The sequence below is a fragment of the Streptomyces liliiviolaceus genome, assembly GCF_018070025.1.
Taxonomy (GTDB): domain Bacteria; phylum Actinomycetota; class Actinomycetes; order Streptomycetales; family Streptomycetaceae; genus Streptomyces; species Streptomyces liliiviolaceus.
The window spans coordinates 1,637,551-1,664,052 of the sequence record NZ_JAGPYQ010000002.1 but is presented as its reverse complement, the minus strand read 5'-3'; the positions used below and the strand labels follow the sequence as shown (position 1 = coordinate 1,664,052).

The following is a 26,502-nucleotide window of genomic DNA, read 5'->3' as shown; positions in this document are numbered from 1 at the left end:
CGGCGATCGGCGGAGGTCTGTCAGCGCTCTAGCGATGTCCCCTGAGATTGGGCGGGCTGGACGGCGGTGCTGTCGGCGGGACGGTGGCGTAGCTGGGGAAACCGACGAACCTGACGGTGAAGCTGTCGCCGGGCCGCACACCGAGCCGGTTCAGCTCGTTGCCCAGCTGCGAGCCGAAGGAGGCGTTGACCCTCGCGTCGCCGAAGTAGTAGGTGGTTCCCACCGGTCCGCCCGGAGTCAGGTACTTGTTGGCCACGGAGTCGAGCGGGTGCATGGCCTGCAGCCCGGTCCTGTCGAAGCCGCTCCTGTCCATGTGGTTCCTGGCGGTCCTGCGCAGCGCGCCGTCGGCCGGAAGCCGCTGACCACGGATCAGCGGCCCGTCGGTCTGCGCCCATTCGATGTTGAACCGCCCGAACTGGGCGTCGCTCGGGGCGCTCGCCATGGCGGACGTGTAGGTGATGGTCGCCACGGGCGGCTGGGCGGCGGCGGGCGCCGCGGTCGTGGGTGCCGCGGTGGAGGTGGTGGTCGGCCGTGGCGACCGCATCCCGGAGAAACCGTCCACCATGGTCTTGGCACCCAGCGCGGACTCCACGACGGCTCGTGAGTACATGCTCATGCGGGCGAAGCGTTCGAAACCGCCGGTGTTGATCGTCCAGTCGAGAGGGAGACCGTTCCCCGGATCGACGCCGCTCGCCCCCCAGGTGTTCCACACCTGAGTGGTGACGTGGCAGAGCGTGCAACCCCACTGCTTGTCCATCAGCTCGCGCGCGAAGGTCTGATCCGGACCGAGGCTGTCGTAGCGCCGGTTGCCCGCCGGCCCCCGCCCTCCGACAGTGATCGAGGCGAAGAATCCGCCGACCCCCTTCTGATAGGGGATGTCCTCCTCCCGCATCGAACCCGCGGGGCCGTCCGCCGCTTTCGCCGACGTGGCCGGCGCCCCGCTTTGACCGGGCGGTTTCCTGTCGTCGGCGCCGTCGGGGTCGACCAGCCCCATCGGGTTGTTCGACACGTACCCGTAGCTCGACGCGCCGATCGGTGAGGTGAGCGGATCGCAGGACGTCCATCGGGCCAGCCACGGTGCGTAGAAGCGGGCCTGATGGTGGCCGAGCCCGCTCTCCTCGTCGCGCTCCCGGCCGGTGAAGCGGTACCGCTTGCGGGCGTAGCTGCCGAAACCGGTCTCGCCGTACGGCGTGTACTCCTCGCGGTTGACGAGTGTGCCCGTGCCGTCCACGACGGTGGTGCTGCTGCCGAGATGGTCGGCGAGGTGCAGGGCGACGGCCGGGCCGCGGTCGTCGGGATGGGGCGCGCCGATCCGGACGAGGGCCACCCGCTGGCGCTCGTCCATGACATGGACGTGGTTGTTCGTGCCGGACCGCGTTCCGGTCCAACGACGGTGCTCGAAGGCGTCGTCCAGGTAGTGGGTCACCTCGATGGCGCCGCCCTGCCGACGGACCAGTTTCTTCACCCGCTGCCCGGTGGCGTCGTAGAGATAGTGGGCGTGCACCGAGGGCTCGGCACCCGGTGTCTGCGTGGCGAAGGCGGCGAGCCGGTCGGCGTGGTTCCAGGCGAAGCGCCGACTGGTCGTCTCGGCGGTCAGGTTGCCGTTGAGGTCGTAGGTGTAGTCGTACGGCAGTGACCCGACGGTCATCCGGCGCAGCTTGTTGCTGTCGGCCGTGGCGGTGAACTCCCGGGTGAAACCGCCGGTACCGGTGTGGGCGAGCCGGACGATGCCGCCGACGGGGTCGTAGCGGTAGGTCTCGGCACAGGCCTGTGCCCTGGTGGCATCGGTGCCGCGCGGCAGATCGGTCCACGGGTCCCCGGCCGGCGGTGCCTGGTGTTCACGGCCGGTGGCGGTCAGCAGCCGGTAGACGGGGTCGTAGGTGAAACGCCGGTCCAGGGCGTCGCCGCTGCCGAGCAGGGCGCGCAGCCGAGGTGAGGCTCCGGTCGGTGCTTCGGGGTTGCCGGGGACACCACTGCCGGGAGTGCGGTCGCGCAGGGTGGTGAGGTTGCCCGCCAGGTCGTAGTCGTAGCCGATGTCCTGGAGCGCGGGCCCCGTCGGCCGGTAGGTCGTCGCGTCGACGACGGCACAGCGCTCGCTGCGCAACCGCGCCAGGCGGAGCGTGTACGGGTCGTAGGCGTAACGGGTCATCACGCCGTTGCCGTAGGCGATCAGCGAACGCCGGCCCTTGGCGTCGTAGGCGATGCGTCTGACGTGCACGGTGCCGTCGAGCTGTACCTGCTCCAGCGCTCCCGCACGGTCGTAGGTGTGGTATAGCACATGTCGGTCGCCCTCCACGTCGGCGGGCAGGAAGGACCTCTTGACCCGGTTCAGGGCGTCGTACTGGGTGGACGTGACGTAGGAGGTCGGCTCCAGCAGTTGCGCGTCGCGCTGAGCCTGGGTCTGGCCGGCCCCGGGTGTCCAGTCGACCCGGAACGGCTGCACCTGCCAGTCCGTCGCCGCCGCCCGCTCGTAGGTGGCCAGCAGGGGCGCGTCGGCGATCACCGTGCGGGTGCTCTGCACGACGTTGCCCTTGAAGTCGACGGAGCCGGTGGCGACCTGGCCGGCCTCGTCCCGGTGGAGGATCGCGCGGCCGAGCAGGTTGCGACCGCGGGCGCCGTCCCGTTCGGCGGGGCGCTGGGCGGGCGTGCCGGCGTCGCCGTAGTCGACACGTTGCCGCAGGGTGACCGCACCGACGGCATCGTCCCTGGCCCAGACCCGGGTCGGCCGCCGCAGCAGGTCGAACGCGCCCAGGGTGACGGCGCCCTTGCTGTCGCGGCTCTCGACCACGTTCCCCAGGGCGTCGGGGACGGTGTCGCGGCGGCCCGCATCGAGACTGTCCGTCCGCCAGCGCCGCTCGGCCAGATCGAAGGAGTACCGGAACGCCACTCTGCCCAGTGCGTCGGTGACCGCCACCAGGTTGCCCCGGATGTCGTACGCCGAGCGGGTGGTCAACCGGTCCGCCGCCCCCCGGCCGTTGCGGGCGACCGCGGTGACCTTGCGGCCGAGCGCGTCGATCTCGACACCGGCCGGAGTGTTCCAGTGCCCCTCGTAGGACTGTGCCTGCGCCGGATGGGTGCGCCCGGCGTTGTCGTTCGCGTCGTAGGTGTAGGTCTCCCACGGCGTCGGCAGGTGGCGGTCCGGATCCGCCAGGTCGGCCGGGACGCCGAAGACGATCCGCTGCTCGCTGCCGTCCGGGTGCACGGTGCGCTCGACCCGTCCGCACGGGTCGTAGAAGATGCTCGCCCGCTGACCGAGCTGAGCGTCGGAGGGCGGCGCGTAGTCGTATCCCGTGGAGAAGAACGGCTCGTACTTGCGCACCGCGCGGCCCTTGTTGTCGTACACCTGCCAGCCGGACACGACCACGTTGTCCGGGCTCCCCGGCTCCCTGGTCCGGCCCGTCGCGTCGCCCACGGGCGCGAGGTCGTCGGGCGGGACGGTGCTGCCGCCGTGGGCCGGGTCGCCGAAGAGTGTGTCCTCGGCCTGGGACCGGGTCTGCAGCACACGGCCGAAACCGTCGGAGTACACCACCGACACGATCACCTCGTCACGTCTGTCGGCGGCGACGTCGGGTTCGGTGTCATGGTGCGTCCGGCGGAAACTGCGCACGGAGGCGGGCCGGCCGCGCCCGGTGAACGCGTGCAGGTCGTAGACCGTGCGCACACCCGGCGCGTCGCGGTCGCCCTCACCGTTCTTGCCCCGCACGTACTGGGCGGTGACCAGCCCCGACGGGGAGAACTCCACCGAGGTGGAGTTGCCGTTGACGTCGGTCACCTCGCGCGGTCGCAGCACCCGGTGGTCGATGACCGCCGAGACCGCGAGGCCCGCGGCGTCGACCGTGCGGATTGCCAGCAGGTCGTGCGCGTCGTGGTCGATCGTGCTCTGCGCGCCGAGCGGATCGAGGGTGGCGACGGGCATGCCGCGCGGCACACGGCCCGGCTCATGGACGTCGTAGCGGTGGCGGCCGGACACGACGTAGAAGCCGCCGGGCGATCCGGGCACGTCGCCGTCGTCGTATCGCCGGTACCCGGCCAGGTCCGGCAGTGCGCCACGGAACTCGGCCGGATACTCCGACGGCCATGTGGTCACCGGTCCGGGGCTCAGAAAGGCCGGTCTCGGCCCCGCCGCGAGGGGGTCGCCGGCCTGGTACAGGTCGTCGAGGAAGGCGTCGGTGAACGCGAGGGACTCGGTGCGCGTCGGCAGGCCGTACTCGCCCAGCACGCCGAGGGCCAGCCCGACGAACGCCTCACCGTCGAAGTGCGTACGGGTATGGCCGATCACGCGCAGCGAGATCCCGGTCCCTCGCGCCGGGCCGGCCAGGACCGCGTCCCGCAGGGCGGGCACCGGCAGACGGCCGTCGTTGACGACCTCGTGGCGCGTCGTCCTCGCGACCCGGTCGACGAGGTAGTGGTCGGTGTCGTCCCGGCGGGCGTACTCCGTGGTGGCGCACGTGGCCAGGTAGGGCTCGGGCACCGGCGTCGACGCGGCGACCGTCAGCGGGTCGCGGTGGCGCGGCACGGCTATGGAGATCTCCCCGGTCGCGAACCCGTACGCGTCGTACCCGGTGGGGTAGGCGAACTGCGTCATCGGCTCGGGGCCGCGCTCCCACCGGGTGGTGCGCGTGCCGAGCGAGAACGGGAAGAAGATCCGCTGCCGGTCCGAGGAGTCGTCCGTCTCGTCGTCCCGTACGCCCGACTGCCCGACGCCCGACCTGGCCACCGACCCTGCTACGCCCGACCCCCCGACGCCTGCCCCGGCCACGGACCCCGCTACGCCCGACTCCTCCCGTACGCCCGACAGGGTCTCCGTCACGGTGTAGGGCCGGTCGGACAGCGGGCCGCCGTCCAGTGCGAACACCTCGGTGCGCAGCACCTGCCCGCGCAGGGCGCGCAGCGCGGAGCGGCGGGCCGCCCGTGGCAGTCCCGCCAGGAACGCGAGCTGTTCCGGCGGTCTGGAGAGCATGGGCGTGTCGCCCTGCCAGTACTCGTGGCTCAGATCGAGCTCGGTCCAGTCGCCGGCCTCGTCGGCGGCGACCGGCCCGCAGTGGAACCAGCTCCTGGTGAGCACGGGCGGCGCGTGGTGGCCCTCCGGCACGCCGGCCGCCGTCGCCCCGTCGAACGTCTCCGTGTCCAGATGCTCGACCATCGCGAACCCGCGGAACTCCCGCTCGACGCCGTCCCAGTAGCCGTGGCGGTAGCGGTACTCGGTGGCCAGCGTGCCGCCCGAGATCCGGTCGGCGACCTCGGTCCTCGTCACCACGTGCACCGGGAACGGCAGCGGGGTGCGCCAACGGGTGGCCGGGTCGGCGAAGTCGCGCAGGTACTCCTGGGCCGACGGCGCGTACGTCACCCGCGTGACCGCACCGAGGCTGTTGTCCATCGAGGTGAGCAGATGAGGCTTCACCCCGCCGGTGAAGTCCAGGAACCGCGCTTGGGGCCCACCGGAGAGCCCCGCCGACCGGCTCAGCAGCAGCCCGGCCATCCCGGTGCCGAACAGGTCGGACAGTTCGAGCACGTCGGTGCCGGACACCCGTGGGGTGCCGCGGACGACGACCGGGGTCCCGGTCCAGCCGTTGCCCGACCGGTTGCCCCACAGCAGGACCCGCCCGCTGTCGACGTACAGCAGGTCGGCGGCCCCGTCCCCGTCGACGTCGCCGAGGAGCACCCGGCGCGGGTCGTAACCGTCGGGCAGGCGGGGCGCGTCCCGCATCTGGATCCGCGAACCCCATCTGTTGTGCCCGAGGTTCGGCCAGTACGCCACGTTCCCGTTGCGCAGCAGCACGAGGTCCTGAAGGCCGTCGCCGGTCATGTCGGCCAGTCGCACCCGGGGATCGGCGAGGTCGACGGGCGGGCCGCCGGTGGCGACCGCGGAGCGCCGCCAGGCCTCGCGGGGATCACGGTCGTTGAACCACGCCTGGAGGCGGGTGCCCGACCGCACCATGTCCGTCAGCCCGTCGCCGTCGAGGTCGACCAGACTCACCCGGGGGTCGGCGGTGCTCACACCGGGGGACCGCCGGTAGCGGGTGAAGCCGCGGCGGCTCCAGCCGCCCGCGAAGGCCGTCGGGAAGTAGCCCGCGGCAGGGCCGCCGTCCGGGCCCGGTGCGCCTGTCGCGGGCGCGAACAGATCGGGCCGGCCGTCACCGTCGGCGTCCAGGAACCGCACCCCCGGCTGTCCGAGCGCGAGCGGCGGCGCCTCGGTCATCGAGCGGGGCCCGTCGAACCGCCCGCCGCCCGCGTTGCGCCACACCCGTGCCGCCGCCCCGAGTTCCACGACGTCGGGCAGGCCCGCGCCGTGCAGGTCCACCAGGGCGAGCGTGGGACTGTTCAGCGCGGCGGCCGGGAAGCCCGGGCCCGTCACCGGGGAGAACCTGCGCCCGCCCGGGTCGAAGCCCGAGTATCCGAAGATCAGCGGAGGCATCAGTTCCTCAGGCACCACTGCGGAGGCCGCGGTCGGGTCCGGGTCCGGTGCGGATGCCGAGGCTGGGTCCGAGGTCGGGTCCGGTGCGGGTGCCGATGCCGGTACTCCCGACGCGTCGATCCCCACCTCGGTCACGCTCGCGAGCAGCGACACCCCGTTGAACTCCGCCTGCCGGTAGGCGAGTCGGTACTCGCGGGCCACCCGTGCCACCCCGTCCGCGGCATGTGTCGTCACCCGGATCGTGTCGCAGCGCACGGACGTCCGTACCTCGAAGCCCGCCCGGTGGTCGGAGAACGGGTCGGGGCGCGACGCGTACACGAAGTCGACGGAGACCAGGAACCGGGGGTCGGCCCGGTCGCCGTAGTCGGCGTAGGAGATGCCCGCCAGGAGCGGCCGGGACCACGATCTGCCCTGCTCGGTGCCCGCGTCCGCGAGGTGGACGTATCGGATCAGGTTGCCGAGCGGGTCGACGGTCTCGGTGAGCTGCCAGCCGAACACGCGGCCCGCGTCGCGCGGATCGGCCGTCACCGCAGGATCCCGCCAGGTGTCCGTGGCGTCCGCGGGACGCCGTGTTCCGTATCTGCTGAGCGAGCCGTCCTTGCTCCGGACCTCCCAGTAGTCACCCGTCGCGTCCTTGACGTGCTCGATCCGGGCGAACAGCCCCTCCGTCCGGGGCCGGTAGCGCACCCGGCCGGGATACGTGCCGAGGACCGGCACCAGATCCTCGGCACCCGACAGCAGGAACACATCGGCCGGACCGTCCCCCGGCCCGGCGGCGTCGACGTATCTCGGAACACCGTGCGACGTCTTCCGCGAGATACCGGGCAGACCCAGCTGCCAGCCGAGCCCGAACGGCCCGTTCCCGTTGCCGGTGCTGTAACCGAGGGCGAGCGACGGCGTGGCCCCCTGACGCCCCGCGGGTATCGACAGCGGTACGGACATGTTGCCCGTCCCCGTGAACAGGTCCGGTGCGAACTTCTCCCCCAACCCGCCTACGGCGCCGCCCCCTTGGGGCAAGGAGATCGCCGAACCCGCCGCCGTCGAGTCCGCGGTGTCCGCAGAAGTCATGGTGCCTCCCCCTGGATCGAGCCTCGGCGACCGCCGCCGCTCATCGACGGGACACCGACCTGATTCGTCAGCGTGGGCTGCGTGTGTGGGTGGAAACGTTGTCGGTAGGTTGTCGCCCAGCGCGAGCCATGCGTGGGGTGTGTGGGGCAGATCTGTGCGGGGGTGCGGACGCGTGATTCAACTGCGACTGCTGGGTCCGGTGGAACTGGTGGCGGGGGAGCGGGCCGTGGAGATCGGACCGCCGCAGCGCAGGGCCGTCCTGGCCGCGCTGGCGGTGGACGCCGGCCGGCCCGTGACGGCCGGCGTGCTGATCCAGCGGGTCTGGGGGGTGAGCCCTCCGGACGGGGCCCGGCGGGCACTGCACGCGCACATCGCCCGGCTCCGCCGCCTGTGCGAGCAGACCGCGAACGACGCCGGGGACGTCCAGTTATGCCTGGTACGCCGCTCGGGCGGCTACCTTCTCCAGGCGCCCCCGGACCAGGTGGACGTGCTCCGCTTCCGCAGGCTGGCCGACCGGGCCCGGGAGACGGGACGGACGGACGACGACCGCGCGGCCCTGCTGCGCGAGGCGCTGCGCCTGTGGCGCGGAGAACCACTGGCCGATGTGGGCGGACAGTGGGCGGAGCGGGTACGGGAGGCGTGGCGGCGCCAGTACGTGGACATCACCGTCGGGTGGGCCGCCGTCGAGTCACGTGTCGGCGACCCCCTCACCGTGATCGGTCCGCTCACCGATCTGCTCGACGAGTTCCCGCTGGTGGAGCCCCTGGCCGAGACCCTGATACGGGCCCTGCACGCGGCCGGGCGCGGCGCGGAGGCGCTGGACCGCTTCGCCACCGTCCGACGCCGGTTGGCCGAGGAACTGGGCGCCGACCCCGGTCCCGGACTGCGCGAGGCACACCGGACGATCCTGCGGGGAAACCCGCCCGCGCCCGCCCGGCGGACGGCACACCGGCAGACCTCCGAGCCCGACCCGTACGCCCACCTCCCGGCACGGCCCTCGCCGGAGTCCGCGCCGGATCCCTCACCTGAGCCGTCGCCGGAGCCTTCGCCGGTGACAGTGCGGTGGCCGGGCGCGGTCCCCGCCCAACTGCCCATGGGCGTACGGAGTTTCACCGGCCGCGCAGACGAGCTGGCGGAACTCGACATGGTCTTCGCGTCGGCTGCCGTCGAGCCGTCGGCCGTGGTGATCTCGGCGCTGTCGGGCACCGCGGGCGTGGGCAAGACCGCGCTGGCCGTGCACTGGGCACGCCGGGCACAAGCAGCCTTTCCCGACGGGCAGTTGTATGTGAATCTCCGCGGATTCGGCTCCGACGGATCGGTCATGAGCCCGGCGGAGGCGGTCCGGGGATTCCTGGACGCGTTCGGGGTGCCGCCGGCACGTGTCCCGGTCGGCCTGGAGGCACAGACCGGTCTGTACCGAAGTCTGCTGGCCGGACGGCGGGTGCTGGTGGTGCTGGACAACGCCCGCGACGCCGAGCAGGTCCGTCCTCTGCTGCCCGGAGCGCCCGGCTGTCTGGCGCTCGTGACCAGCAGGCGACTGCTGACCGGCCTCGCCGTGGCCGAGGGCGCCCATCTGCTCACCGTCGACCTGCTCACGCCCGGCCAGGCCCGGGAACTGCTGACCGGCCGGCTGGGCGTCAGCCGGGTGAACGCGGAACGCGCCGCCGTCGGGGAGATCGTCGGCCGGTGCGCGGGACTGCCCCTGGCCCTCGCGATCGTGGGAGCCCGCGCCGCGGCACGCCCCCGGTTCCCGCTCGCCGCACTCGCCGAGGAACTGCGCCGGACCGACAACCGCCTCGACGCGCTGGACGGCGGGGAGGCGCCCAGCCAGGTGCGCGCCGTGTTCTCCTGGTCCTACGAGGCGCTGAGCCCCGGGGCGGCCAGGCTCTTCCGGCTGCTGGGCCTGCATCCCGGACCCGACGCGGCACTCCCGGCCATCGCCGCGCTCGCCGGCATACCGGCGAGCCGCGCCGCCGCCCTGCTGGCCGAACTCGTCGGCGGACACCTCCTCACCGAGCACGCTCCGGGCCGCTACACCTTCCACGACCTGCTGCGCGTGTACGCCGCCGAACTGGTCGACACGATCGACAGCGGCCGGGAACGGCACACCGCGCTGCACCGGCTGCTCGACCACTGTCTGCACACCGCCCACACCGCAGACGTACTGCTGACCCCGCAGCCCAACCCGGTCCCGCTGCCAGCCGCCGTGCCCGGCGCCGCCCCCGAGGCACTGACGGACCACGAGCAGGCGCAGGCCTGGTTCGCCGCGGAGCACACCGTGCTCGTGGCCGCGGTGGAGCAGGCCTGCGCGAGCGGCTTCGACCGGCACGGCTGGCAGCTCGCGGCGGCCCTCACCACCTTCCTCGACCGGCACGGGTACTGGCGGGTGCTCGCCGCCCTGCAGACGAGCGCCCTGGAAGCGGCACACCGGCAGGGGGACCACGCGGGCCTGGCCGGTGCCCACCGGGGACTCGGGCTCGCCCTGGACCGGCTGGACCGTGTCGAGGACGCCCGCCGCCACTACCTGCTCGCCCTCGGCCTGTTCGCCGAACTCGGCAGCGACGCGGGACAGGCGCGCACCCACCAGCACCTCGCACGGATGTCCGCCGCGCAGGGCAGCCCCCAGCGGGCGCTCGACCACGCGGGCCACAGCCTCAGGCACTACCGGGCCGCCGCCGACCGGGCCGGACAGTCCGCCGCCCTCAACCACATCGGCTGGCTCAACGCCCAGCTCGGCGAGCACCACGAGGCCCTCGTCCACTGCCGGCAGGCCCTCGACCTGGCCCAGGAGACCGGAGACCTCAACGGGCAGGCCCACACCTGGGACAGCCTCGGCTACATCCAGCACCACCTGGGCAGACATGCCGAGGCCGTCGACTGCTACCGGCAGGCCGTCGACCTCTTCCACCGGACCGGCGACCGGCAGAGCGAGGCCGCCGGACTGCTGTGTCTCGGCGACATCCACCGCGTCACGGCCCGCCCCGACGCCGCACGCACCGCCTGGACGCGGGCCCTGATGCTCACCGACGAACTGGCCCTCCCGGACACGGATCCGCTGCGCACCGAACTCCGCACCCGGCTCGACGGACGGCCCGAACCGGCCTTCGGGCCGCCGGAGCAGCCGTCGCAGCCGGCGGTCCGGACCGTGCCCGTGAGGGTCGTGCCGGAGACCTCCACCCCGTAGCGGTGCGAGGCCGCGGCCCGTGCGGCGACGACGACACGGCCCCTCGCGGATCGCGTCCCGCGGACTCCGCTCCGCGGGCGGTCAGGGACCGGCGACCCGGTGCAGGTCCGCTTCGATGGCGGTGGCGCACTCCCTCAACCGCGGCACCATGGCGCGGAGTTCGTCCAGGCTGCGCATGCCCGCGCTCGCGGCGATGTTGGCCGCCGCGATGACGGCACCCGACCGGTCGTGCACGGGGACCGCCACCGCCCGCAGCCCCTGGTTGAGTTCCTGGTCGGCGAGGCAGAACCCGTCGGCCCGGGCCGTCTCTATGACCGCCCGCAACTCGTCGGCGCTGCGGACCGTGCGGTCGGTCAGCGGCTGGAGGTCGATCCGGTCCAGATAGGCCTGGAAGGCGTCCTCGGCCAGCCCGACGAGCAGCACCCGCCCCATGGCCGTGGCGTACGCGGGGAACCGGGACCCCACGTTGATGGACACGCTGATCACCCCGCCGGCCGGGACGCGCGCCACGTGCACCACGTGATCGCCGTCGAGCACGGACAGCGCCGTCGTCTCGCGCACGTCACGCATCAGGCTGGTCAGGTGCGGTTCGGCGATCTGGGGCGTGGACAGGGCCCGCAGATACGCGTGCCCCAGCTCCAGGGTCTTGGGCGTGAGCCCGAAGAGCGTGCCCTCGCTGCGCACGTAGCCGAGTTTGTGCAGGGTCAGCAGGGAGCGCCGCGCCGAGGCGCGGGAGAGACCGGTCGCCTTGGCGACGTCGCTGAGCGAGCGGAACGGATGCTCCGCGTCGAAGGCCCTGATCACTTCGAGTCCGCGCGCCAGCGACTGGACGAAGTCCGCGTCCCCAGGCCCGTCTTCGAGCAGTTCCATGTGGTGTCTCCCAGTCCCGGCGGTGGCGGCGACCACCTTCCCACATCCGGCGGACGGGTTCTGCCGACGGACACGACCAGCAGTGTACGCACAGCGAACGGTTGTGCGTGCGTCTAGCGCACATGTGTTCAGAAATGTATGGTCCCTTCCACGCACCCTCTGGTCCGGTCCTCCGGACCCTTGTCTCGTGGAGGAACGATGGAGTTCCCGATCATGCGCAGAAGAACGGCGCTGGCGGCCGCGGCCGGACTGGCTCTGTCGCTCACCGCCTGTGGCGGCGGCGAGTCGTCGGGAGGGCAGGACCCCTCCTCGAAGACGCCGGTCACTGTGCAGGCCGGTTTCATCCCGGTCATCGACGTGGCCGCGCTCTACCTGGGGGAGAAGCAGGGCTTCTTCTCCGAGCGCGGCATCAAGCTCGACATCAAGACCGCCCAGGGCGGCGCGGCCCTGGTGCCGCCGGTGGTCAGCGGCCAGTACCAGTTCGCGTTCAGCAACATCGTCTCGGTGCTCTCGGCCCGCGGCCAGGGACTGCCCCTCAAGGTGATCGCCTCCGGATCCAATTCCACGGGCACCGAGGGCAAGGACGTGACGATGATCCGCGTCCCGAAGGACAGCCCGATCAGGTCGGCCGCCGATCTCGAAGGCAAGAAGGTCAGCGTCAACACGCTCAACAACCTGCTCCAGATGCTCGGCGAGGTCGCCGTGGACGCGGACAGGGCGGACCCGGACAAGGTCCAGTTCGTCGAGCTGCCCTTCCCCGACGCGGTCACCGCGCTCGGCAAGGGCGACATCGACGCCATGGTCACCGCCGAGCCGTTCGACACCATCGCCGCGGACAAGGACACCAGGGTCATCGCCTCGCCCTACCTCGACATGGCGAAGAGCAGCCTGACGACATCGGTGTACTTCACCTCCGAGGCACAGCTGAAGAAGAACCCCAAGCTGTTCACCGCGCTGAAGGCCGCCATCGACGAGTCACTGGCCTACGCGGAGGCGCACCCCCGGGAGACCCGGGCACAGCTGTCCTCGTTCATGAAGATCGACGCCGGGGTGGCCCAGAAGGTGACCCTGCCGACCTTCGCGCCCGCGATCGAGCAGTCCTCCGTGGAGACGTTCGTCAAGACCGCCCGCGCACACGGCCTGATCGACAAGGACATCTCCTACGACGACCTGGTGTGGTCGGGAACGGCCGGCTGACATGACCAACCCCCTCCCCGGCACCAACCCTCCATCCGGCGCCGAGCCTCTCCCTGGCGCCGGCCCTCTACCCGGCACCGGCACCGGCCCCCTCCGCAGCGACCTGCCCGCCGGCAGTTCCCGCTGGGCCGTCCGGCGGGCCCAGTGGCGCTCGCTCGGCATCACCGACGAGGAGATGGCCCGGCCCAAGATCGCCATCGTCAACTCCTCCTCCGACCTGGCCGCCTGCTTCGCGCACCTCGACGACATCGTCCCGGTGCTCAAGGAGGCGATACGCGACGCGGGCGGCCTGCCCTTCGAGATCCGTACCGCGGCGCCCTCCGACTTCATCACCAGTGCCGGGGCGGGCGGCCGGTACGTACTGCCCACCCGCGACCTCATCGTCAACGACATCGAGGTCGTGGTGGAGGGTGCCCTGCTCGACGGCATGGTGTGCCTCAGCTCCTGCGACAAGACGGCGCCCGCCCACATGATGGCGGGCGGCCGGCTCGACGTGCCCACCCTGCTCGTCGCGTGCGGCTACCAGCGCAGCGCCCTGCACGAGGACGGCGGCGCCGACATCGAGGACGTCTTCCTGCACGCCGGGCACACCGCCCTCGGCCGTACCTCCGCCGAGGACCTGCTCGCCATGTCCGAGGACGCCATCCGCGGTCCCGGCGTGTGCGCGGGGATGGGCACCGCCAACACCATGCACATGGCCTCCGAGGTGCTCGGCATGGCTCTGCCCGGCACCACCCCGACCCGCGCCGAGGGTCCGGTCATGTGGGACGCGGTGCGCTCGGCCGGCCGGCACATCGTCGACATGGTCCACGCGGGGCGCACGGCACGCTCGGTGCTCACCCCGGCCGCGATCCGCAACGCGGTCACCGTGATGCTCGCGGTCGGCGGCTCGATCAACTCCGTCAAACACCTCCAGGCCGTCGCCGTCGAGGCGGGACTGGACGTCGACGTGTGGCGGACGTACGAGGAACTGGCCGACCGGGTCCCCGTCATCACCGCGGTACGGCCCAACGGCCCCCACCTCATCGAGCAGCTCGACGACGCCGGCGGCACCCGGGGCGTCCTCGCCGCGCTGGCCCCGCTGCTGGACCTCACCACGGTCGGGGCCACCGGCCGCCCCCTCGGTGAACTCCTCGCCGAGACACCGCCGTCCGACCCGGAGTTCATCCGGCCCCTGGACGACCCGTTCTCCCGTACCCCGTCGATCGTCGTCCTGCGCGGGTCCCTGGCGGCCGAGGGCGCGATCGTCAAGCTGCCCGCCGACGAGGAACGGCCCACCTCCTTCCGCGGCCCCGCCCGCTGCTACCCCTCCCGCGAGACCGCCATCGCGGGGCTCGCGGCGGGGGAGGTGCAGGCCGGAGACGTGGTCGTGCTGCGTGGCATGGGGCTGCACGGCGGCCCCGGCATGGCGATGGCCTCGGCGTTCGTGTTCGCCCTCGACGGCGCCGGGCTCGGCGAGAAGGTCGCCGTGGTCACCGACGGCCAGCTCTCCGGACTGGTCAACAAGGGCATCGTCGTCGGCGAGGTCTCCCCGGAGGCCGCGATCGGCGGCCCGCTCGGCCGGATCCACGACGGCGACGTCATCAGCATCGACCTCACCGCCCGCACGGTCGACCTGGAGGTCGATCCGGACACCCTGGCCGGCCGCGAGACCGCCCCCGCGGACACCGTCCGCACGCCCGGCTGGCTGTCCGTGTACGACCGCACCGTCACCAGCCCCGCCTGCGGCTCCGTTCTGGCCCGCCCGGACTGCGCGAGCGCGTGCGGGAAACCCCTGGGAGCAGTCCGATGAAAGTGCTCGACGCCACCCGGCCCACCAAGGCCCCGGCCGCCCCGCCCCCGCGCGTCCGCAGGCCCCGACCCCGGATCGCCCCGCTCGTCGGCATCGCGGTCGCCGCCCTGATCGCCGAACTCGTCCCACGCACCGGCCTGATCGCGGACGGCGCGCTGCCCCCGCTCAGCTCCGTCCTGGCCCAGCTCGGCCGGGAGGCGGGCGACGGCGCGCTGTGGGAGGCACTCGGCAACACGGTCCGCACCTGGGCCGTCGGACTGGTCGCCGCCGTCGCCGCGGGCGTGATCGCCGGCGTGGCCATCGGGCTCGTACCGGTGCTGCGGGCGATCACCGCCTCCACGGTGGAGTTCCTGCGCCCGATCCCCTCGGTGGCCCTCATCCCTGCGGTCATCCTCGTCTTCGGCACCGGCTACGAGTCCGGGGTGGTCCTCATCGTCTACGCCGGCTTCTGGCAGGTGCTGGTGCAGGTCCTCTACGGCGTCCAGGACATCGACCCCGTCGCCCACGACACCGCCCGCTCCTACCGCTTCGGCCTGTGGGCCCGTATCCGGCACGTCATCTGGCCCACCGCCCTGCCGTTCGTGTTCACCGGCATCCGGCTCGCCGCCTCCGTCGCCCTGGTCCTCGCCATCACCGGCGAACTGGTCATCGGCACCCCCGGTATCGGCCAGCTCATCTCCGTCGCGCAGAGCAGCGGCGCGACGACCGAGATGTTCGCACTCGTCCTGCTCACCGGCGTCCTGGGCGTCCTGGTCAACGTCGGCTTCCGGTACGCGGAGCGCGCCGCGCTCGGCTGGCACCCCTCCGTCCGGCGATCGGCGGGCTCCCGATGAACGTCCTGCGCCGCACCCTGTACGCCCTCGGACTGCCTGCCGTCCTCGTCGCACTGTGGTGGATCACCAGCGTCGACAGCACCAGCTACTACTATCCGCCGCTGCCCGACATCCTCGACCGCTTCGGCGAACTGTGGCTGTCGTCCCGCTTCGCCGAGGACGTCGTCCCCAGCATGCTCCGGCTGCTCACCGGCTTCGCCCTCTCCGCCGTCATCGGGGTGGCCCTGGGCGTCGCCCTCGGCCTGACCGACACCCTGCGCCGCGGCGCCGAACCGGTCCTGGAGTTCCTGCGCGCCCTCCCGCCGACCGTGCTGGTCCCGGTCATCGCGATCGTCGCCGGCATCGGGGACGGCTCGAAGGTCCTGGTCATCGTCTCCGGCTGCGTCTGGCCGGTCCTGCTGAACACCGTCGAGGGCGTCCGCGCCGCCGACGAGGTCATGGTCGACACCTGCCGCACCTACGGCATCACCCGCGGCGCGCGGCTGCGCCACATGGTGCTGCCCGCGGCGAGCCCGCAGATCATGGCGGGACTGCGCCAGTCCCTGTCCATCGGGCTGATCCTCATGGTCATCGGCGAGATGTTCGCCGCCACCAACGGACTCGGCTTCAGCATCGTGCAGTTCCAGCGCACCTTCGCGATCCCCCAGATGTGGAGCGGCATCATCCTGCTCGGCCTCATCGGGTTCGCGCTGTCCGCGCTGTTCACCGTCGTCGAGAAGCGGGTCCTGGGCTGGTACCTGGGCCTGCGCGAGTCGCAGAGGAAGAACGGCTGATGACAGACATGCTCAACGTCAAGGGCCTCAACAAGGTGTACGAGTCCTCCGGCCACCGCGTGGAGGCGATCGGCGACATCACCTTCTCCGTCGCCCGGGGCGAGTTCGCCTGCATCGTCGGCCCCTCCGGCGCGGGCAAGACCACCCTCCTGAAGTGCCTGGCCGGACTGCTCGCCCCCACCAGGGGAGAGATCCTGCTCGACGGCGCTCCCGTGACCGGACCCCCGCCCGGCATGGCCGTGGTGTTCCAGGAGTACGGCCGCAGCCTCTTCCCCTGGAAGACCGTGCGGCAGAACATCGACCTCCCGCTGCGGCAGAAGGGTCTGCCCCGCGCCGAACGCGACCGCCTCGTCGCCGACTCCCTCGCCGCCGTCGGACTCGCCGACTCCGGCGACGCGTACCCCTGGCAGCTCTCCGGCGGTATGCAGCAGCGCGTGGCCATCGCCCGGGCCGTCGCCTACGAGCCGCAGGTGCTGCTGATGGACGAGCCGTTCGCCGCCGTCGACGCGCAGACCCGCGCCGACCTCGAAGATCTCGTCCGGTCCCTGTGGCGCTCCCTCGGCATCACCACGCTGTTCGTCACCCACGACGTCGACGAGGCCGTCTACCTCGGCGAACGCGTCCTGGTCCTGTCCGCCTCGCCCACCCACGTCCTCGACGACGTGCCCGTCGCACTGCCCGCCGAACGCGACCAGGTCACCAGCCGCTCGACGCCCGAGTTCGCCGAACTGCGCACCCGCGTGCACCGCGGAATCCAGGAGGCCAAGGCCGGCCGCCGACGAGCGGAAGCGGCCGCATGACCGCGTACACGGACGAGGGCTCCGGCGACCCGGTCCTGCTCTGCGCCTCCCTCGGCACCACGGCCGCGATGTGGGCACCGCAGCGCACCCGCCTGCGCACCACGCACCGGGTGATCGCGTACGACCACCGCGGACACGGCGAGTTCCCGGCGCCCCCGGGACCGTACGACCTCGCCGACCTGGTCCACGACGCCGTCACCCTGCTCGACGACCTCGGCATCGAGTCCGCCGACGTCGTGGGGATCAGCCTCGGCGGCACCGTCGGGCTCGCCCTGGCCGCGGACCACCCCGGCCGGGTGCGCAGCCTCGTCACCGTCAACGCGCCCGCCTTCGCGGACGACCCGGCCTTCTGGCGGCGACGCGCCACGGCGATCCGGGAACAGGGCATGACGGCCGCCACCACCGGCCTGCTCGACCGCTGGTACGCCCCCGCCGTGGCCCAGACGCCGACCGCCCTGGTCCAGGACACCGTCGACGGCGTCGGCCTGCTCGACCCCGAGGGGTACGCGGCCTGCTGCGAGGCCATCGCGGGCACCGACCTGCGCGACCGGCTGGCCGGCGTCCGCTGCCCCGTGCTCGCGGTGCACGGGCTCGCCGACGCCGTCGTCCCGGCCCACCACGCGACGACGATCGCGACCGGCGTGCCCGGCGCCCGGCGGATCGCGCTCCCCGACGCGGGACACCTGCTGAGCCAGGAGATCCCCGACCGGCTCCACACCCTGCTGACCGAACACTGGACCGCCGCCACCTCCGCGGCCGACCGAAAGGCCACCCCGTGAACAGCCACGTCACCGAACCCGCCCGTGACACACCGGTGTTCGGCGAATGGGAGGTCGTCGTCCTCGGCGGCGGCCCCTCGGGACTCGCCGCGGCGACCGCCGCCGCCCGGGCCGGACGCAGCACCCTGCTGGTGGAGAAGAGCGGCTACCTCGGCGGCGCCGGCACCGGCGGCGGCCTGTCCACCTTCTGCGGCATGTACTCCAACGTCCACGGCGAACACGTCCTCACCGTCAGGGGACACGCCACCGAACTCCTGGAACGCATCGACCGGCTCGGCGGGCTGCGCGCCCCCCACCTGTCCTTCGCCGACCGCATCCAGGCACAGGCCTACGACATACCGGCCTACCGCAGCGCCGCCGACGACCACGTGCTGTCCGCCGGAGCCCAACTCCTCTACCACGCCTTCGCGGTGGGCGCGCTCACCGGCCCCTCGGGCGTCGAGGCGGTCGTCGTCGAATCGAAGTCGGGCCGCGGCATCCTGCGCGGTCAGATGTTCATCGACTGCTCCGGCGACGGCGACCTGCTGGCCTGGACCGGCACGAGCCACGAGAAGGCCGACCCGTACGGCGACATGCTCTACCCGTCCACCATGTTCCGCATCAACGCCGTGGACGACGAGCGCGCCGGACCCGCCTGGAAGATCCTGCCCCGCCTGATGGACGAGGCCGTGGCCGCAGGCCGCCCCCGCTTCCCGCGGCGCGGCGCGATCGTACGGCCCCAGCGCGACGCCGTGGAGTGGCGGGCCAACGCCACCCAGTTGCGCAACCCCGACGGCAGCGCGGTCGACGGCACCGACGTCTGGCAGCTCACCCACGGCGAGGTGCAGGGCCGGGCGCAGGCCCAGGAGGTGTTCGGCTTCATCCGCGAGAACCTGCCGGGCTTCGAGCGCGCGTACATCGTCGACATCGGCCCCGAGATCGGCATCCGCGAGACCCGCCGCCTGCGCGGCCGGTACGTGCTCACCGAGGACGACGTCCGCTCCTGCGCCCGCTTCGACGACTCCATCGGCCTCAACGGCTGGCCGGTGGAGGCCCATGTCGACGGGGACCTCGACATCCGCTGGCCCTACGGCGACGACCCGGTGGGCTACAACCAGCTGCCGTACCGCATGCTCGTCCCCGCCGAGGGCCCCGGCAACCTGCTCGTCGCCGGACGCTGCGCGTCGATGACCCACGGCGGCCAGTCCGCCGCCCGCGTCGCCGGACCGTGCTTCGCCATGGGCCAGGCCGCGGGCACGGCCGCCCACCTGGCACTCAAGGACCAGGTCACGGCCGCCGAGGTCGACGTCACGCGGCTGCGCACCGAACTGGAAGGAGAGGGCGCGTGCCTCTCACTGTGAGGACATCATGCTGCTGAGCCCCGCCGACGAACGCATGCTGGCCGGCGAGGAGGGCCCCGCGGTCCGCTCCGCCCTCGAACTGCTCGTCCGCTACGGCGAGTTGATGGGCGCCGAACGCCTCATCGACACCGACAACGTGTGCGGCGCCAACCTCTTCGGACCACGGCACGCACGGGTCCTGGGCACCACCGACCCGGCCGCCCTGTTCTCGCGGTTCTCCCTGGACCTCGATGAGACGGTCGACGTCCCGCCGTTCCGCGCCCACAGCTGCCAGCTCATCGGGCCCCGCGACCGCGACCAGTGGGATCTGCAGGGCATCGCGCCCAGCGACGCCGCCGCGATGGACGACAGCGAGCGCTACCTCGCCGACAAGGGCGTCGACCTGCTCTCGACCTGCACCCCCTACCAGGTCGGCAATGTGCCCCGGTTCGGCGAGCACTGCGCGTGGATGGAGTCGTCCGCGGTCGTCTACATCAACTCCGTGCTCGGGGCCCGCACCAACACCGAGGGCCGCGAGTCCTCCGCCGCGTCCATGCTCACCGGGCGCACCCCCTACTGCGGCTACCACCTGGACGCACACCGCCGGGCCACCCACCTGGTCGAGGTCCGGCACCCGGTGGTGACCACCGAGGACTGGAACGTCCTCGGCTACTGGGTGGGGGAGCGGGTCCAGGACGCCGTCCCGGTCCTCACCGGCCCCGGACTCGCGGGGAGCGCGCCGACGCCTGTACAGCTGAAACAGTTCGGCGCGGCGGCCGCCTCCTCCGGTGACGTCGAGATGTACCACCTGCCCGGTGTCACCCCGGAGGCCCGGACGGTGGAACAGGCCCTGGCCGGACGGGAACCCGCCGAGGTCTCGGTCTTCGACGCGGACGCCCGCAGGGAGACCGTGGCCTCGCTGTGCCGGACGGCCACCGACCGCGAGGTGGACTTCGTGATGATCGGCTGCCCGCACGCCTCGCTGGAACAGGTCCGCGAGGTCGCCGGGCTGCTGGAGGGCCGGCGCCTCGCGGACTCCACGGCCCTGTGGGTGTTCACTCCGCGCGCCCTGCGAGAGGTCGCCGAGCGCCACGGCCACGTCGCCGCCATCGAGAAGGCCGGCGGGCGCGTCCTGTCCGACACCTGCCCGGCGATCGGACAGTTCCTGCCGCCGGGTACGCGGGTGTTCGCCACCGACTCCGCGAAGCAGGCGCACTACCTGCCGGCCATCACCGGCGTACAGGGCTGGTTCGGCGGCGTACGCACCTGTGTCACCGCCGCCCTGGAAGGACGGTGGCCCGATGCCTGAGCCGCTGTACGGCACCGGGGTCGTCGCCGGACGGGCGAGCGGTCCGGCGCTGGTGTGCACGGCCCCGGTGTCGGGCTGGGGCGGCATCGACCCGCGCACCGGCACCATCGTGGAGAGCCGCCACCCCCAGCACGGGCACAGCGTCGCCGGCACCGTACTGGTGCTGCCCGGGGCCAAGGGGTCCTCCGGCTGGTCCGGGCAGTTCCACCTCGCCAAGCTGCAGGGCACCGCCCCGTGCGCCATCGTGTTCACGCGGATGAACAGCAAGCTCGCCCTGGGCCTCGTCGTCCTGCGCGTCCCGGCGGTGACGGGCCTGGACACCACGGGGACGATCCGCACCGGGGACCTCGTCGAGGTCGACGGAACAGCGGGCACGCTACTGGTACGAAGGAAAGGCTGACCTGATGGACACCCTGCGCATCGACCGACGAGTGGTGCTGGTCACCGGCGCGGCGAGCGGAATCGGCCACGCGATCGCCCGCGCCTGCGCGGCCGAGGGCGCCACGGTGCACCTCGCGGACGTGTCGGACTCGGTCCACGAGGCGGCCGGCAAAGTGACCGCCGCCGGCAGCGGGTCCGTCACGTCACACGTGTGCGACGTGACGGACCCGGACGCGGTCCGCACCCTCGTGGACGACGTGACCGCCGCGTCGGGCCGCCTCGACGTCGCCTTCCTGAACGCGGGCATCAACGGCGTGCCCTCCCTGCTCCAGCCTGGCGGCGCGATCGACGAACTGCCCTTCGCGGCGTGGCGGCGGGTCATGGACGTCAACCTGGACGGCCTGTTCCACTGCCTGCAGCACTGCGCCCGGGTCATGAAGGAACAGCGGTCCGGGAGCATCGTCGTCACCGCGTCCACGGCGGGCCTGCGCGCGGAACCACGCGTCAGCTACCCGTACGTCGCGTCCAAGGCCGCCGTGGTCGGCCTGGTCCGCCAGGCCTCCCTGGAACTCGCCCGCTTCGGCGTCCGCGTGAACGCCCTCGCCCCGGGGCCGGTCGTCACCAACATCGGCGGCCCCGGCCCCCGGCCCGAAGCCGCCGTCGCCGCGTGGGAGGACTCGATCCCGATGCGGCGCTGGGGCAGGCCCGACGACATCACAGGGGCGGCCCTCCTCCTGGCCTCCGACGACTCGTCCTGGATGACCGGAGGCGTCCACGTCGTGGACGGCGGAGCGTCGGCCCTGACCCAGATCCCGAGCACCGTGCTGCCGGCCCCTGCCCCTGACGCGGGCAGCACGGCGGCAGGTCGCTAGGAGACCGTGGCGGCGGGCGGGGTCCACCGCTGGGCGCGACGCACCGAGTCGGAGACTCCGTAGTCCCTTTTCAACTGTTCGGGGATGGCGTAGTGCATGACGCGTCCGCGCGTGAGGGAGGACAGTTCGAGGACCGTGGTGAGGTGGCCGAGGCGGTCCAGCGCCCAGGCGCCGAGCGGGGAGCGGTCCTCGATGCTCTCCAGCACACCGAGAAGGTGGGGCACGGCCTTGACGACCGTGTCCCACGGGGTGCGGGGCACCTGGAGCCAGTCGCCGCAGGTGTCGCCGACGAGATGACGGATGAGCGCGGAGACGATCGGGTCGAAGAAGGTGCCGGGCACGACCTCCTCGTAGAGGTCGATGAGCTGCCGGGTCAGGTGAGCGCCCTCCTCGGAAGGACCCATGTGCCGGACCATGTACAGATCGAGGAACTGTCGGGCCTCCTCAAGGGACTTGGGGACGGCGTCCTGGTCGACACCGAGCATCGCTCCGACGACCCGCCAGGCGTAGTAGTACGCCTCGGCCCCCTCCGTGGACATGTGGATGCCGAGGCGGTGCAGGGAGTCCAGCACCAGCATGGAGAAGAACATCTGCCCGCCGATCATGTCCTCCTGACAGATCGGCGTCCCCAGCGCTTCGGTGTCCCAGCGGTCCTCGCGTTTCAGATGGTGGCGGATGGAGGCGTGCAGCAGACGGACCTTCTGGGCGGCGGGAACGAAACGGCTGCCGGACTCGAAGGCATCGGGCTGCATGAGGTAGACGGTGAACTGACCGGTCTCCGCCATCCGTTTGGACGGGTACTTCAGCCCGTGGGCCGCCGACAGCAGCTGCGCCACGTGCGGGACGACGTAACAGGCGGGCATGGAGGCGAAGGAGAGGGCCGTGGAGATGTGCACGTTGTTGTCGATGAAGAACAACCGGGCCTTCTCCATCTCCCCCCAGTCGACCCAGGCAGGCGGAGCGCTCGTCTCCCGGAGGTACTCCCGGGCCACCTCGGGGAGCCCGTCCGGCAGCGGCGCGCCGACGGTGGAGACGTACCGCATGAGGGTGTTGAACTTTCCCACCTCCCCGCGCTCGAAGAGGGTGGCGACGGTGGCGTCGGCGAGTTCGTCGCCGGACCGCCGCAGGGCGTCCATCGACGCCTCGGTGTGGTTCATGGCAGGGCTCCTTGTGATGGCAGCGCTCCTTGTGAGGGTCAGGACAGGCGGGCGGACGCCGAATGGGCCAGCGAGGTCAGGGCCGTGGCGGCAGGCGCGGGTACGTCCAGCGCGTCCAGTACGCCGAGGGCCTCCTCGACCCGAGCGGTGATCATGGCCTCGACGCGGTCGGGTGCCTTCAGCCGCAGCATCACCTCGCGTACCGCGCGCAGGCCGTCCCCGTCCGGGTCCCGTCGGCCCAGGAGGGCGCGCAGCAGCTCCCGGTCGTCGGCACCGGCGAGGCGCCAGGTCTCCGCGAGCAGGGCCGTGGGGCGCCGGCCGCGTACGTCGTCGGCGTTGGCCTTGCCGGTCCGACGCGCATCCCCGAACAGGCCCAGCAGGTCGTCGCGCAGCTGGAACGCCTCGCCCAGCGGCAGCCCGTACGCGGAGTAGCCCTCGCGCAGCCGCTCGCCCGCCCCGGCCAGGGCGCCGCCGATCAACAGGGGATGCTCGACGGTGTACTTGGCGGTCTTGTACCGGATCACCTTCAGCGAAGCCGTGACGTCCGGCTCGTCCCCGGTCCGCAGGATCTCCAGGCACTCGCCCGCGATCAGCTCACGGGCCAGCACCGACCACAACGGGCGGGCCCGCGCCAGATAGGCCGCGGGCAGCCCACTGGTGGCGAACAACTGCCCGGCCAGCCCCATCAGCAGATCCCCCACCAGCAGCGCCAGCGATCTGGCGGCGGCGACGGCGCGCGGACGACGGCGTACGGCACCGCGCAGCGCGATGTGGGCGGTGGGCCGCCCGTGCCGTAACGCGCTCTCGTCGATGAGGTCGTCGTGCACGACCGCGGCGGCGTGCACCAGCTCCATGGAGGCCGCGGCCCGCACCAGCGCGTCGCTGTCCGGCTGCCCCACCGCGCGCCAGCCCCAGTAGCAGAACGCCGCCCGCAGCCGTTTGCCGTCCGCGACCGAAGCCTCCACCTGCGTGGCCACCGGCCCCAGCGCCGGATCGATCGCCGCCAACTGCCCGGCCTCCTCGGCGACGAACGCGTGCAGCACCTCGTCGACACGGGCCTTGAACGCGACCGGATCCGATCGGTCAGACGTCATCGGCGGCCCGTCGGGCCGCCGCGCGCCGGGCGAGGAGCTCCAGGTGCGCCGGGGGCGCGGACGCGTACCGGTCCAGCACCAGCCGCCCGCGCGCCAGCAGATCGTGCTCGGCCTCCGCCGCCAGCTCCGCGGCGTCCGAGCGCCGCAGCAGCCCCCGTACGGTCCCCAGGGCCGAACCCACCGTGCTCACCGTCAGCTCGGCCAGGCCCGCCACCAGCAGGACGGCCCGTTCGTCCAGGCCCCCGCGTCGTTCCGTCGCTTGCGTCACGCCACTCCCCACCCACAGCACATCCGGACGGCGCCGGTCGCACGCCGTTCCTCCCAGCATCACGACAAACCGGGCAGGGGAGGGCGGCAACTCACGATCGAGTGATCACCTCGCTTGACCGTACGGATCAACGGTCGGCGCCGACCCACCACCGAGCGGGTCGCGCCCCGACCTGGGATCGGTAGGAGCCGCCGCGGTGGGAGCGTCGCCGGATGGATGCGCAGGGGATGCTCGAACTGTGGTGGACGGTGCCCGCGGGCGCGGCGCTGGTCGGCTACGCGGGCTCGCTCGCCGGGCTGACACGGCCCCAGCGCGCGGTGTGGGTGACGGCGCGGGTCGTGGAGGTGCACCGGCCGGGCCACGGTGACTCCAAGAGGCCCGGGATCCCGGTGACCGTCGCCTTCCAGGACCCGTCCACCGGGCGGGAGTTCAGACTCCGGCATGCGGGACGGAACGGCCATGTCGTGGAGGCGGCCTGGGTGGGCCGGGAGTTCCCGGTGCGCTATCCGCGCCGCCACCCGGAGCGATTCCACCTCATGCTGGACCGGGTGGGGGAGGAACGGGGGCTGGGCGGCCCGAACTGCATGCTCCTGCTGCTGCTCGTGGGGCTGGTCGTCCAGACGTTCGTCGTACGCGGCTGGCCGGACGGGCTCATCTGCCTCGGCGGACTCCTGCTCGTCGTCGGCGCGCTCAGCCGGGACCGGCAGCACGCGCGCGCCCGCGCCGCTCTGCTGGACGGGGCGGTCGCCGCCCCGGGCCGCGTGGTCGCCGTGACCAAGGACATCCACACCGACGGAGAGGGCGACGAGATCGTGAACCACGCGCCCGTCGTCGCCTTCACCACCCGCGAGGGAGTCCATGTCACCGCGCTGTGCCGCGAGGGCGTCCCACAGCCCCGGCTGTCCCTCGACCGCGCCCTCACGATCCACTACGCGCCCGGCGACCCGGCCGTCTTCACCCCCGACCTCGACCACGACCGCCGCGAGCGGGCGTCGGCGGTCGGATTCGTCATGGGTCTGCTGCTCGCCGGGATCGCGGCGATCGCCCTGGGAGCGGCCCTTCTCCACGGCCTCCTGCCCGTCACCTGACGAGGCACGACCCCCTGCCCGTCACCCGGCGACGCACGGCCTACCGGCCCTCATCTCACGATGCAGGTGACGGCCGCCCACAGCAGGGGCGCGTGCTCGATCCGGCCGTCGGCGCGCCAGCGGTCCAACCGCTCTCGCTGCCAGGAACCGAGGCGCCGCACGGGATCGGCGTGTTCATGGGCGTCGTCGACGGCGATGACGAGGTCGGTGAGCGGACGAACAGACTCCGGCACAGCGGCCAGCCGGTGGAAGGCGAAACTGGTCGGCAGCACCCAGCGGGTTGCGGTGACCAGCCTGGCCCCGTTGTGGATCATCGCGGACGCCAGGCCGAACGACTCGGCGAAGCGGAGATCGCCGCCGCTCTCGCAGGCGATCAGCGCGACGCGCTCCGGTGCGGGCCACAACTCCGCTCCCGGTACGCCGTCGGCCCGCAGCGGGAGCGTACCCAGCAGGAGGTCCTTGGCCGACAACGGCCGGTGGGCGCGGACCGGTTCGGTCAGTCCGGTGGTCCTCGGGCCGCAGCACAGGTGGAGGGTGACGTCCTCGCTCCGGCCGCCCTCGACCGGCGCGCCGCTCACGTGTCCGACGTACATCAGACGTCGGGCGCCCCTGCGGAGCACCTCGCTCAGCCAGTCGCGGTCCAGGTCCGTGCGGCGCAGGGCCTCGGCGGGGGTGGCGACCGGGGGTTCGACGGTTCCCGTGTCGAGACGGCGTTGTACGAGGGACAGCAGAGCGGGGTCCGAGCCGGGCCGTCCGAGAACCGATCCGAGCGGGGAGTCGGCACGGTGACCGGGCACACGGGGGTCCAGGACGAGGACGACGGCGTCCGGGGCCGCTGAGTTCGGGCTCACGGCGCCGGGCCGCCGCAGCGAGGCCGGCACCGACGTGGCGATGTCCGCGAGATCGATGAGCCGGACATCGCCTTCGAGCAGCTTGTCGCCATCTCCGCCGTCCACGGCCAGCAGCTCCCACGGCACCTGGGCGACCCTGGGTGACGGCTGGAGCCGTATCAGCGGACGGCCCAGACGCGCCGACACCTGCCGGATCTGGTCGGTCAGGCCCGGCGGCCACAGCGCCTCGGCCAGCAGGCGCGCGAGGCGGCGCTCCTCCTCGTACGAGGCCAGCGCCCCGGACGCGAACGCGCGCCGCATACCCTCCGCGCCCCCGTGCTCGCCCGCACCCGGCAGGGCCGCGGCCAGGGCGCGGATCGCCTCGTCCACGTCGGCGGCGGGAGCGTATCCGGTGCCGAAACCCTGGACCCCGCTGACCCACGTCCATGTCATATGGAGGTCTCCGGCGTCGG

At 72.6% G+C, this 26,502-nt stretch carries 18 protein-coding genes; 12 read left to right on the top strand and 6 right to left on the bottom strand.

All coding sequences use genetic code 11. The features are described 5' to 3' along the window. Positions 1-28: 28 nt before the first annotated feature. Positions 29-7,483 carry a SpvB/TcaC N-terminal domain-containing protein gene (locus tag J8N05_RS42730; RefSeq protein ID WP_210892865.1) on the bottom strand — a complete coding sequence of 2,485 codons (7,455 nt, stop codon included), beginning with the start codon at positions 7,481-7,483 and terminating at the stop codon, positions 29-31. A gap of 172 nt (positions 7,484-7,655) precedes the next feature. Between J8N05_RS42730 and J8N05_RS42725 the strand changes: the two genes are divergently transcribed. Continuing rightward, entirely contained in the window at positions 7,656-10,667 is a 3,012-nt protein-coding gene (locus tag J8N05_RS42725; RefSeq protein WP_282108201.1) for an AfsR/SARP family transcriptional regulator, read from the top strand. Positions 10,668-10,748: 81 nt separating this feature from the next. Here the strand turns inward: J8N05_RS42725 and J8N05_RS42720 are convergent, their stop codons facing one another. Beyond that, positions 10,749-11,537: an IclR family transcriptional regulator domain-containing protein gene (locus tag J8N05_RS42720; RefSeq protein ID WP_210892861.1), complete on the bottom strand. Its 789-nt coding sequence runs from the start codon at positions 11,535-11,537 to the stop codon at positions 10,749-10,751. Positions 11,538-11,750: 213 nt separating this feature from the next. Here J8N05_RS42720 and J8N05_RS42715 point away from each other — a divergent pair, with 213 nt between their 5' ends. Genes J8N05_RS42715 through J8N05_RS42670 form a run of 10 tightly spaced genes read left to right on the top strand, consistent with a single transcriptional unit; the run spans position 11,751 to position 21,592 of the window. Beyond that, positions 11,751-12,734 carry an ABC transporter substrate-binding protein gene (locus tag J8N05_RS42715; RefSeq protein WP_210892859.1) on the top strand — a complete coding sequence of 328 codons (984 nt, stop codon included), beginning with the start codon at positions 11,751-11,753 and terminating at the stop codon, positions 12,732-12,734. 1 nt (position 12,735) lies between these two features. Beyond that, positions 12,736-14,526 (top strand): dihydroxy-acid dehydratase, encoded by a 1,791-nt coding sequence (locus J8N05_RS42710; protein ID WP_210892857.1) that lies wholly within the window; start codon positions 12,736-12,738, stop codon positions 14,524-14,526. Next, complete coding sequence (locus J8N05_RS42705; RefSeq protein WP_210892855.1) at positions 14,523-15,359, top strand: ABC transporter permease; 837 nt, start codon at positions 14,523-14,525, stop codon at positions 15,357-15,359. The genes J8N05_RS42710 and J8N05_RS42705 overlap by 4 nt, the downstream gene beginning before the upstream one ends. Then, a complete protein-coding gene (locus J8N05_RS42700) occupies positions 15,356-16,132 on the top strand; it encodes an ABC transporter permease (protein WP_210892853.1) in 777 nt (258 codons plus the stop codon). Before J8N05_RS42705 ends, J8N05_RS42700 begins: the two co-directional genes overlap by 4 nt. Continuing rightward, positions 16,132-16,932, top strand: coding sequence for an ABC transporter ATP-binding protein (locus J8N05_RS42695; protein WP_210892851.1), 801 nt, complete (start codon positions 16,132-16,134; stop codon positions 16,930-16,932). Before J8N05_RS42700 ends, J8N05_RS42695 begins: the two co-directional genes overlap by 1 nt. Then, positions 16,929-17,711 carry an alpha/beta fold hydrolase gene (locus tag J8N05_RS42690; protein ID WP_210892849.1) on the top strand — a complete coding sequence of 261 codons (783 nt, stop codon included), beginning with the start codon at positions 16,929-16,931 and terminating at the stop codon, positions 17,709-17,711. The genes J8N05_RS42695 and J8N05_RS42690 overlap by 4 nt, the downstream gene beginning before the upstream one ends. Continuing rightward, positions 17,708-19,051, top strand: a complete 1,344-nt coding sequence (locus J8N05_RS42685) for an FAD-dependent oxidoreductase (protein ID WP_210892847.1) — start codon at positions 17,708-17,710, stop codon at positions 19,049-19,051. Before J8N05_RS42690 ends, J8N05_RS42685 begins: the two co-directional genes overlap by 4 nt. A gap of 7 nt (positions 19,052-19,058) precedes the next feature. Next, positions 19,059-20,339: an aconitase X gene (locus tag J8N05_RS42680; protein WP_210892845.1), complete on the top strand. Its 1,281-nt coding sequence runs from the start codon at positions 19,059-19,061 to the stop codon at positions 20,337-20,339. After that, complete coding sequence (locus tag J8N05_RS42675; RefSeq protein WP_210892843.1) at positions 20,332-20,739, top strand: aconitase X swivel domain-containing protein; 408 nt, start codon at positions 20,332-20,334, stop codon at positions 20,737-20,739. Before J8N05_RS42680 ends, J8N05_RS42675 begins: the two co-directional genes overlap by 8 nt. 4 nt (positions 20,740-20,743) lie before the next feature. Then, positions 20,744-21,592 (top strand): SDR family NAD(P)-dependent oxidoreductase, encoded by an 849-nt coding sequence (locus J8N05_RS42670; protein WP_210892841.1) that lies wholly within the window; start codon positions 20,744-20,746, stop codon positions 21,590-21,592. Here J8N05_RS42670 and J8N05_RS42665 read toward each other — a convergent pair. Genes J8N05_RS42665 through J8N05_RS42655 form a run of 3 tightly spaced genes read right to left on the bottom strand, consistent with a single transcriptional unit; the run spans position 21,589 to position 24,111 of the window. After that, on the bottom strand, positions 21,589-22,749 hold the full coding sequence (locus J8N05_RS42665; RefSeq protein ID WP_210892839.1) for an oxygenase MpaB family protein: 1,161 nt from the start codon (positions 22,747-22,749) through the stop codon (positions 21,589-21,591). The genes J8N05_RS42670 and J8N05_RS42665 overlap by 4 nt on opposite strands. A gap of 38 nt (positions 22,750-22,787) precedes the next feature. Then, a complete protein-coding gene (locus tag J8N05_RS42660; RefSeq protein WP_210892837.1) occupies positions 22,788-23,843 on the bottom strand; it encodes a polyprenyl synthetase family protein in 1,056 nt (351 codons plus the stop codon). After that, positions 23,833-24,111, bottom strand: coding sequence for a polyprenyl synthetase (locus J8N05_RS42655; protein ID WP_210892835.1), 279 nt, complete (start codon positions 24,109-24,111; stop codon positions 23,833-23,835). The genes J8N05_RS42660 and J8N05_RS42655 overlap by 11 nt, the downstream gene beginning before the upstream one ends. Positions 24,112-24,323: 212 nt before the next feature. Here J8N05_RS42655 and J8N05_RS42650 point away from each other — a divergent pair, with 212 nt between their 5' ends. Next, positions 24,324-25,199, top strand: coding sequence for a DUF3592 domain-containing protein (locus J8N05_RS42650; RefSeq protein ID WP_210892833.1), 876 nt, complete (start codon positions 24,324-24,326; stop codon positions 25,197-25,199). A gap of 50 nt (positions 25,200-25,249) precedes the next feature. Here the strand turns inward: J8N05_RS42650 and J8N05_RS47730 are convergent, their stop codons facing one another. Then, positions 25,250-26,482 carry a CHAT domain-containing protein gene (locus J8N05_RS47730; protein WP_247706919.1) on the bottom strand — a complete coding sequence of 411 codons (1,233 nt, stop codon included), beginning with the start codon at positions 26,480-26,482 and terminating at the stop codon, positions 25,250-25,252. Between the last annotated feature and the right edge of the window lie 20 nt (positions 26,483-26,502).

Coding starts and splice junctions, on each gene's coding strand:
- J8N05_RS42730 (WP_210892865.1), bottom strand. CDS start 7,483: ATGACTTCTGCGGACACCGCGGACTCGACGGCGGCGGGTTCGGCGATC.
- J8N05_RS42720 (WP_210892861.1), bottom strand. CDS start 11,537: ATGGAACTGCTCGAAGACGGGCCTGGGGACGCGGACTTCGTCCAGTCG.
- J8N05_RS42715 (WP_210892859.1), top strand. CDS start 11,751: ATGCGCAGAAGAACGGCGCTGGCGGCCGCGGCCGGACTGGCTCTGTCG.
- J8N05_RS42710 (WP_210892857.1), top strand. CDS start 12,736: ATGACCAACCCCCTCCCCGGCACCAACCCTCCATCCGGCGCCGAGCCT.
- J8N05_RS42705 (WP_210892855.1), top strand. CDS start 14,523: ATGAAAGTGCTCGACGCCACCCGGCCCACCAAGGCCCCGGCCGCCCCG.
- J8N05_RS42700 (WP_210892853.1), top strand. CDS start 15,356: ATGAACGTCCTGCGCCGCACCCTGTACGCCCTCGGACTGCCTGCCGTC.
- J8N05_RS42695 (WP_210892851.1), top strand. CDS start 16,132: ATGACAGACATGCTCAACGTCAAGGGCCTCAACAAGGTGTACGAGTCC.
- J8N05_RS42690 (WP_210892849.1), top strand. CDS start 16,929: ATGACCGCGTACACGGACGAGGGCTCCGGCGACCCGGTCCTGCTCTGC.
- J8N05_RS42680 (WP_210892845.1), top strand. CDS start 19,059: ATGCTGCTGAGCCCCGCCGACGAACGCATGCTGGCCGGCGAGGAGGGC.
- J8N05_RS42675 (WP_210892843.1), top strand. CDS start 20,332: ATGCCTGAGCCGCTGTACGGCACCGGGGTCGTCGCCGGACGGGCGAGC.
- J8N05_RS42670 (WP_210892841.1), top strand. CDS start 20,744: ATGGACACCCTGCGCATCGACCGACGAGTGGTGCTGGTCACCGGCGCG.
- J8N05_RS42665 (WP_210892839.1), bottom strand. CDS start 22,749: ATGAACCACACCGAGGCGTCGATGGACGCCCTGCGGCGGTCCGGCGAC.
- J8N05_RS42660 (WP_210892837.1), bottom strand. CDS start 23,843: ATGACGTCTGACCGATCGGATCCGGTCGCGTTCAAGGCCCGTGTCGAC.
- J8N05_RS42650 (WP_210892833.1), top strand. CDS start 24,324: ATGGATGCGCAGGGGATGCTCGAACTGTGGTGGACGGTGCCCGCGGGC.
- J8N05_RS47730 (WP_247706919.1), bottom strand. CDS start 26,482: ATGACATGGACGTGGGTCAGCGGGGTCCAGGGTTTCGGCACCGGATAC.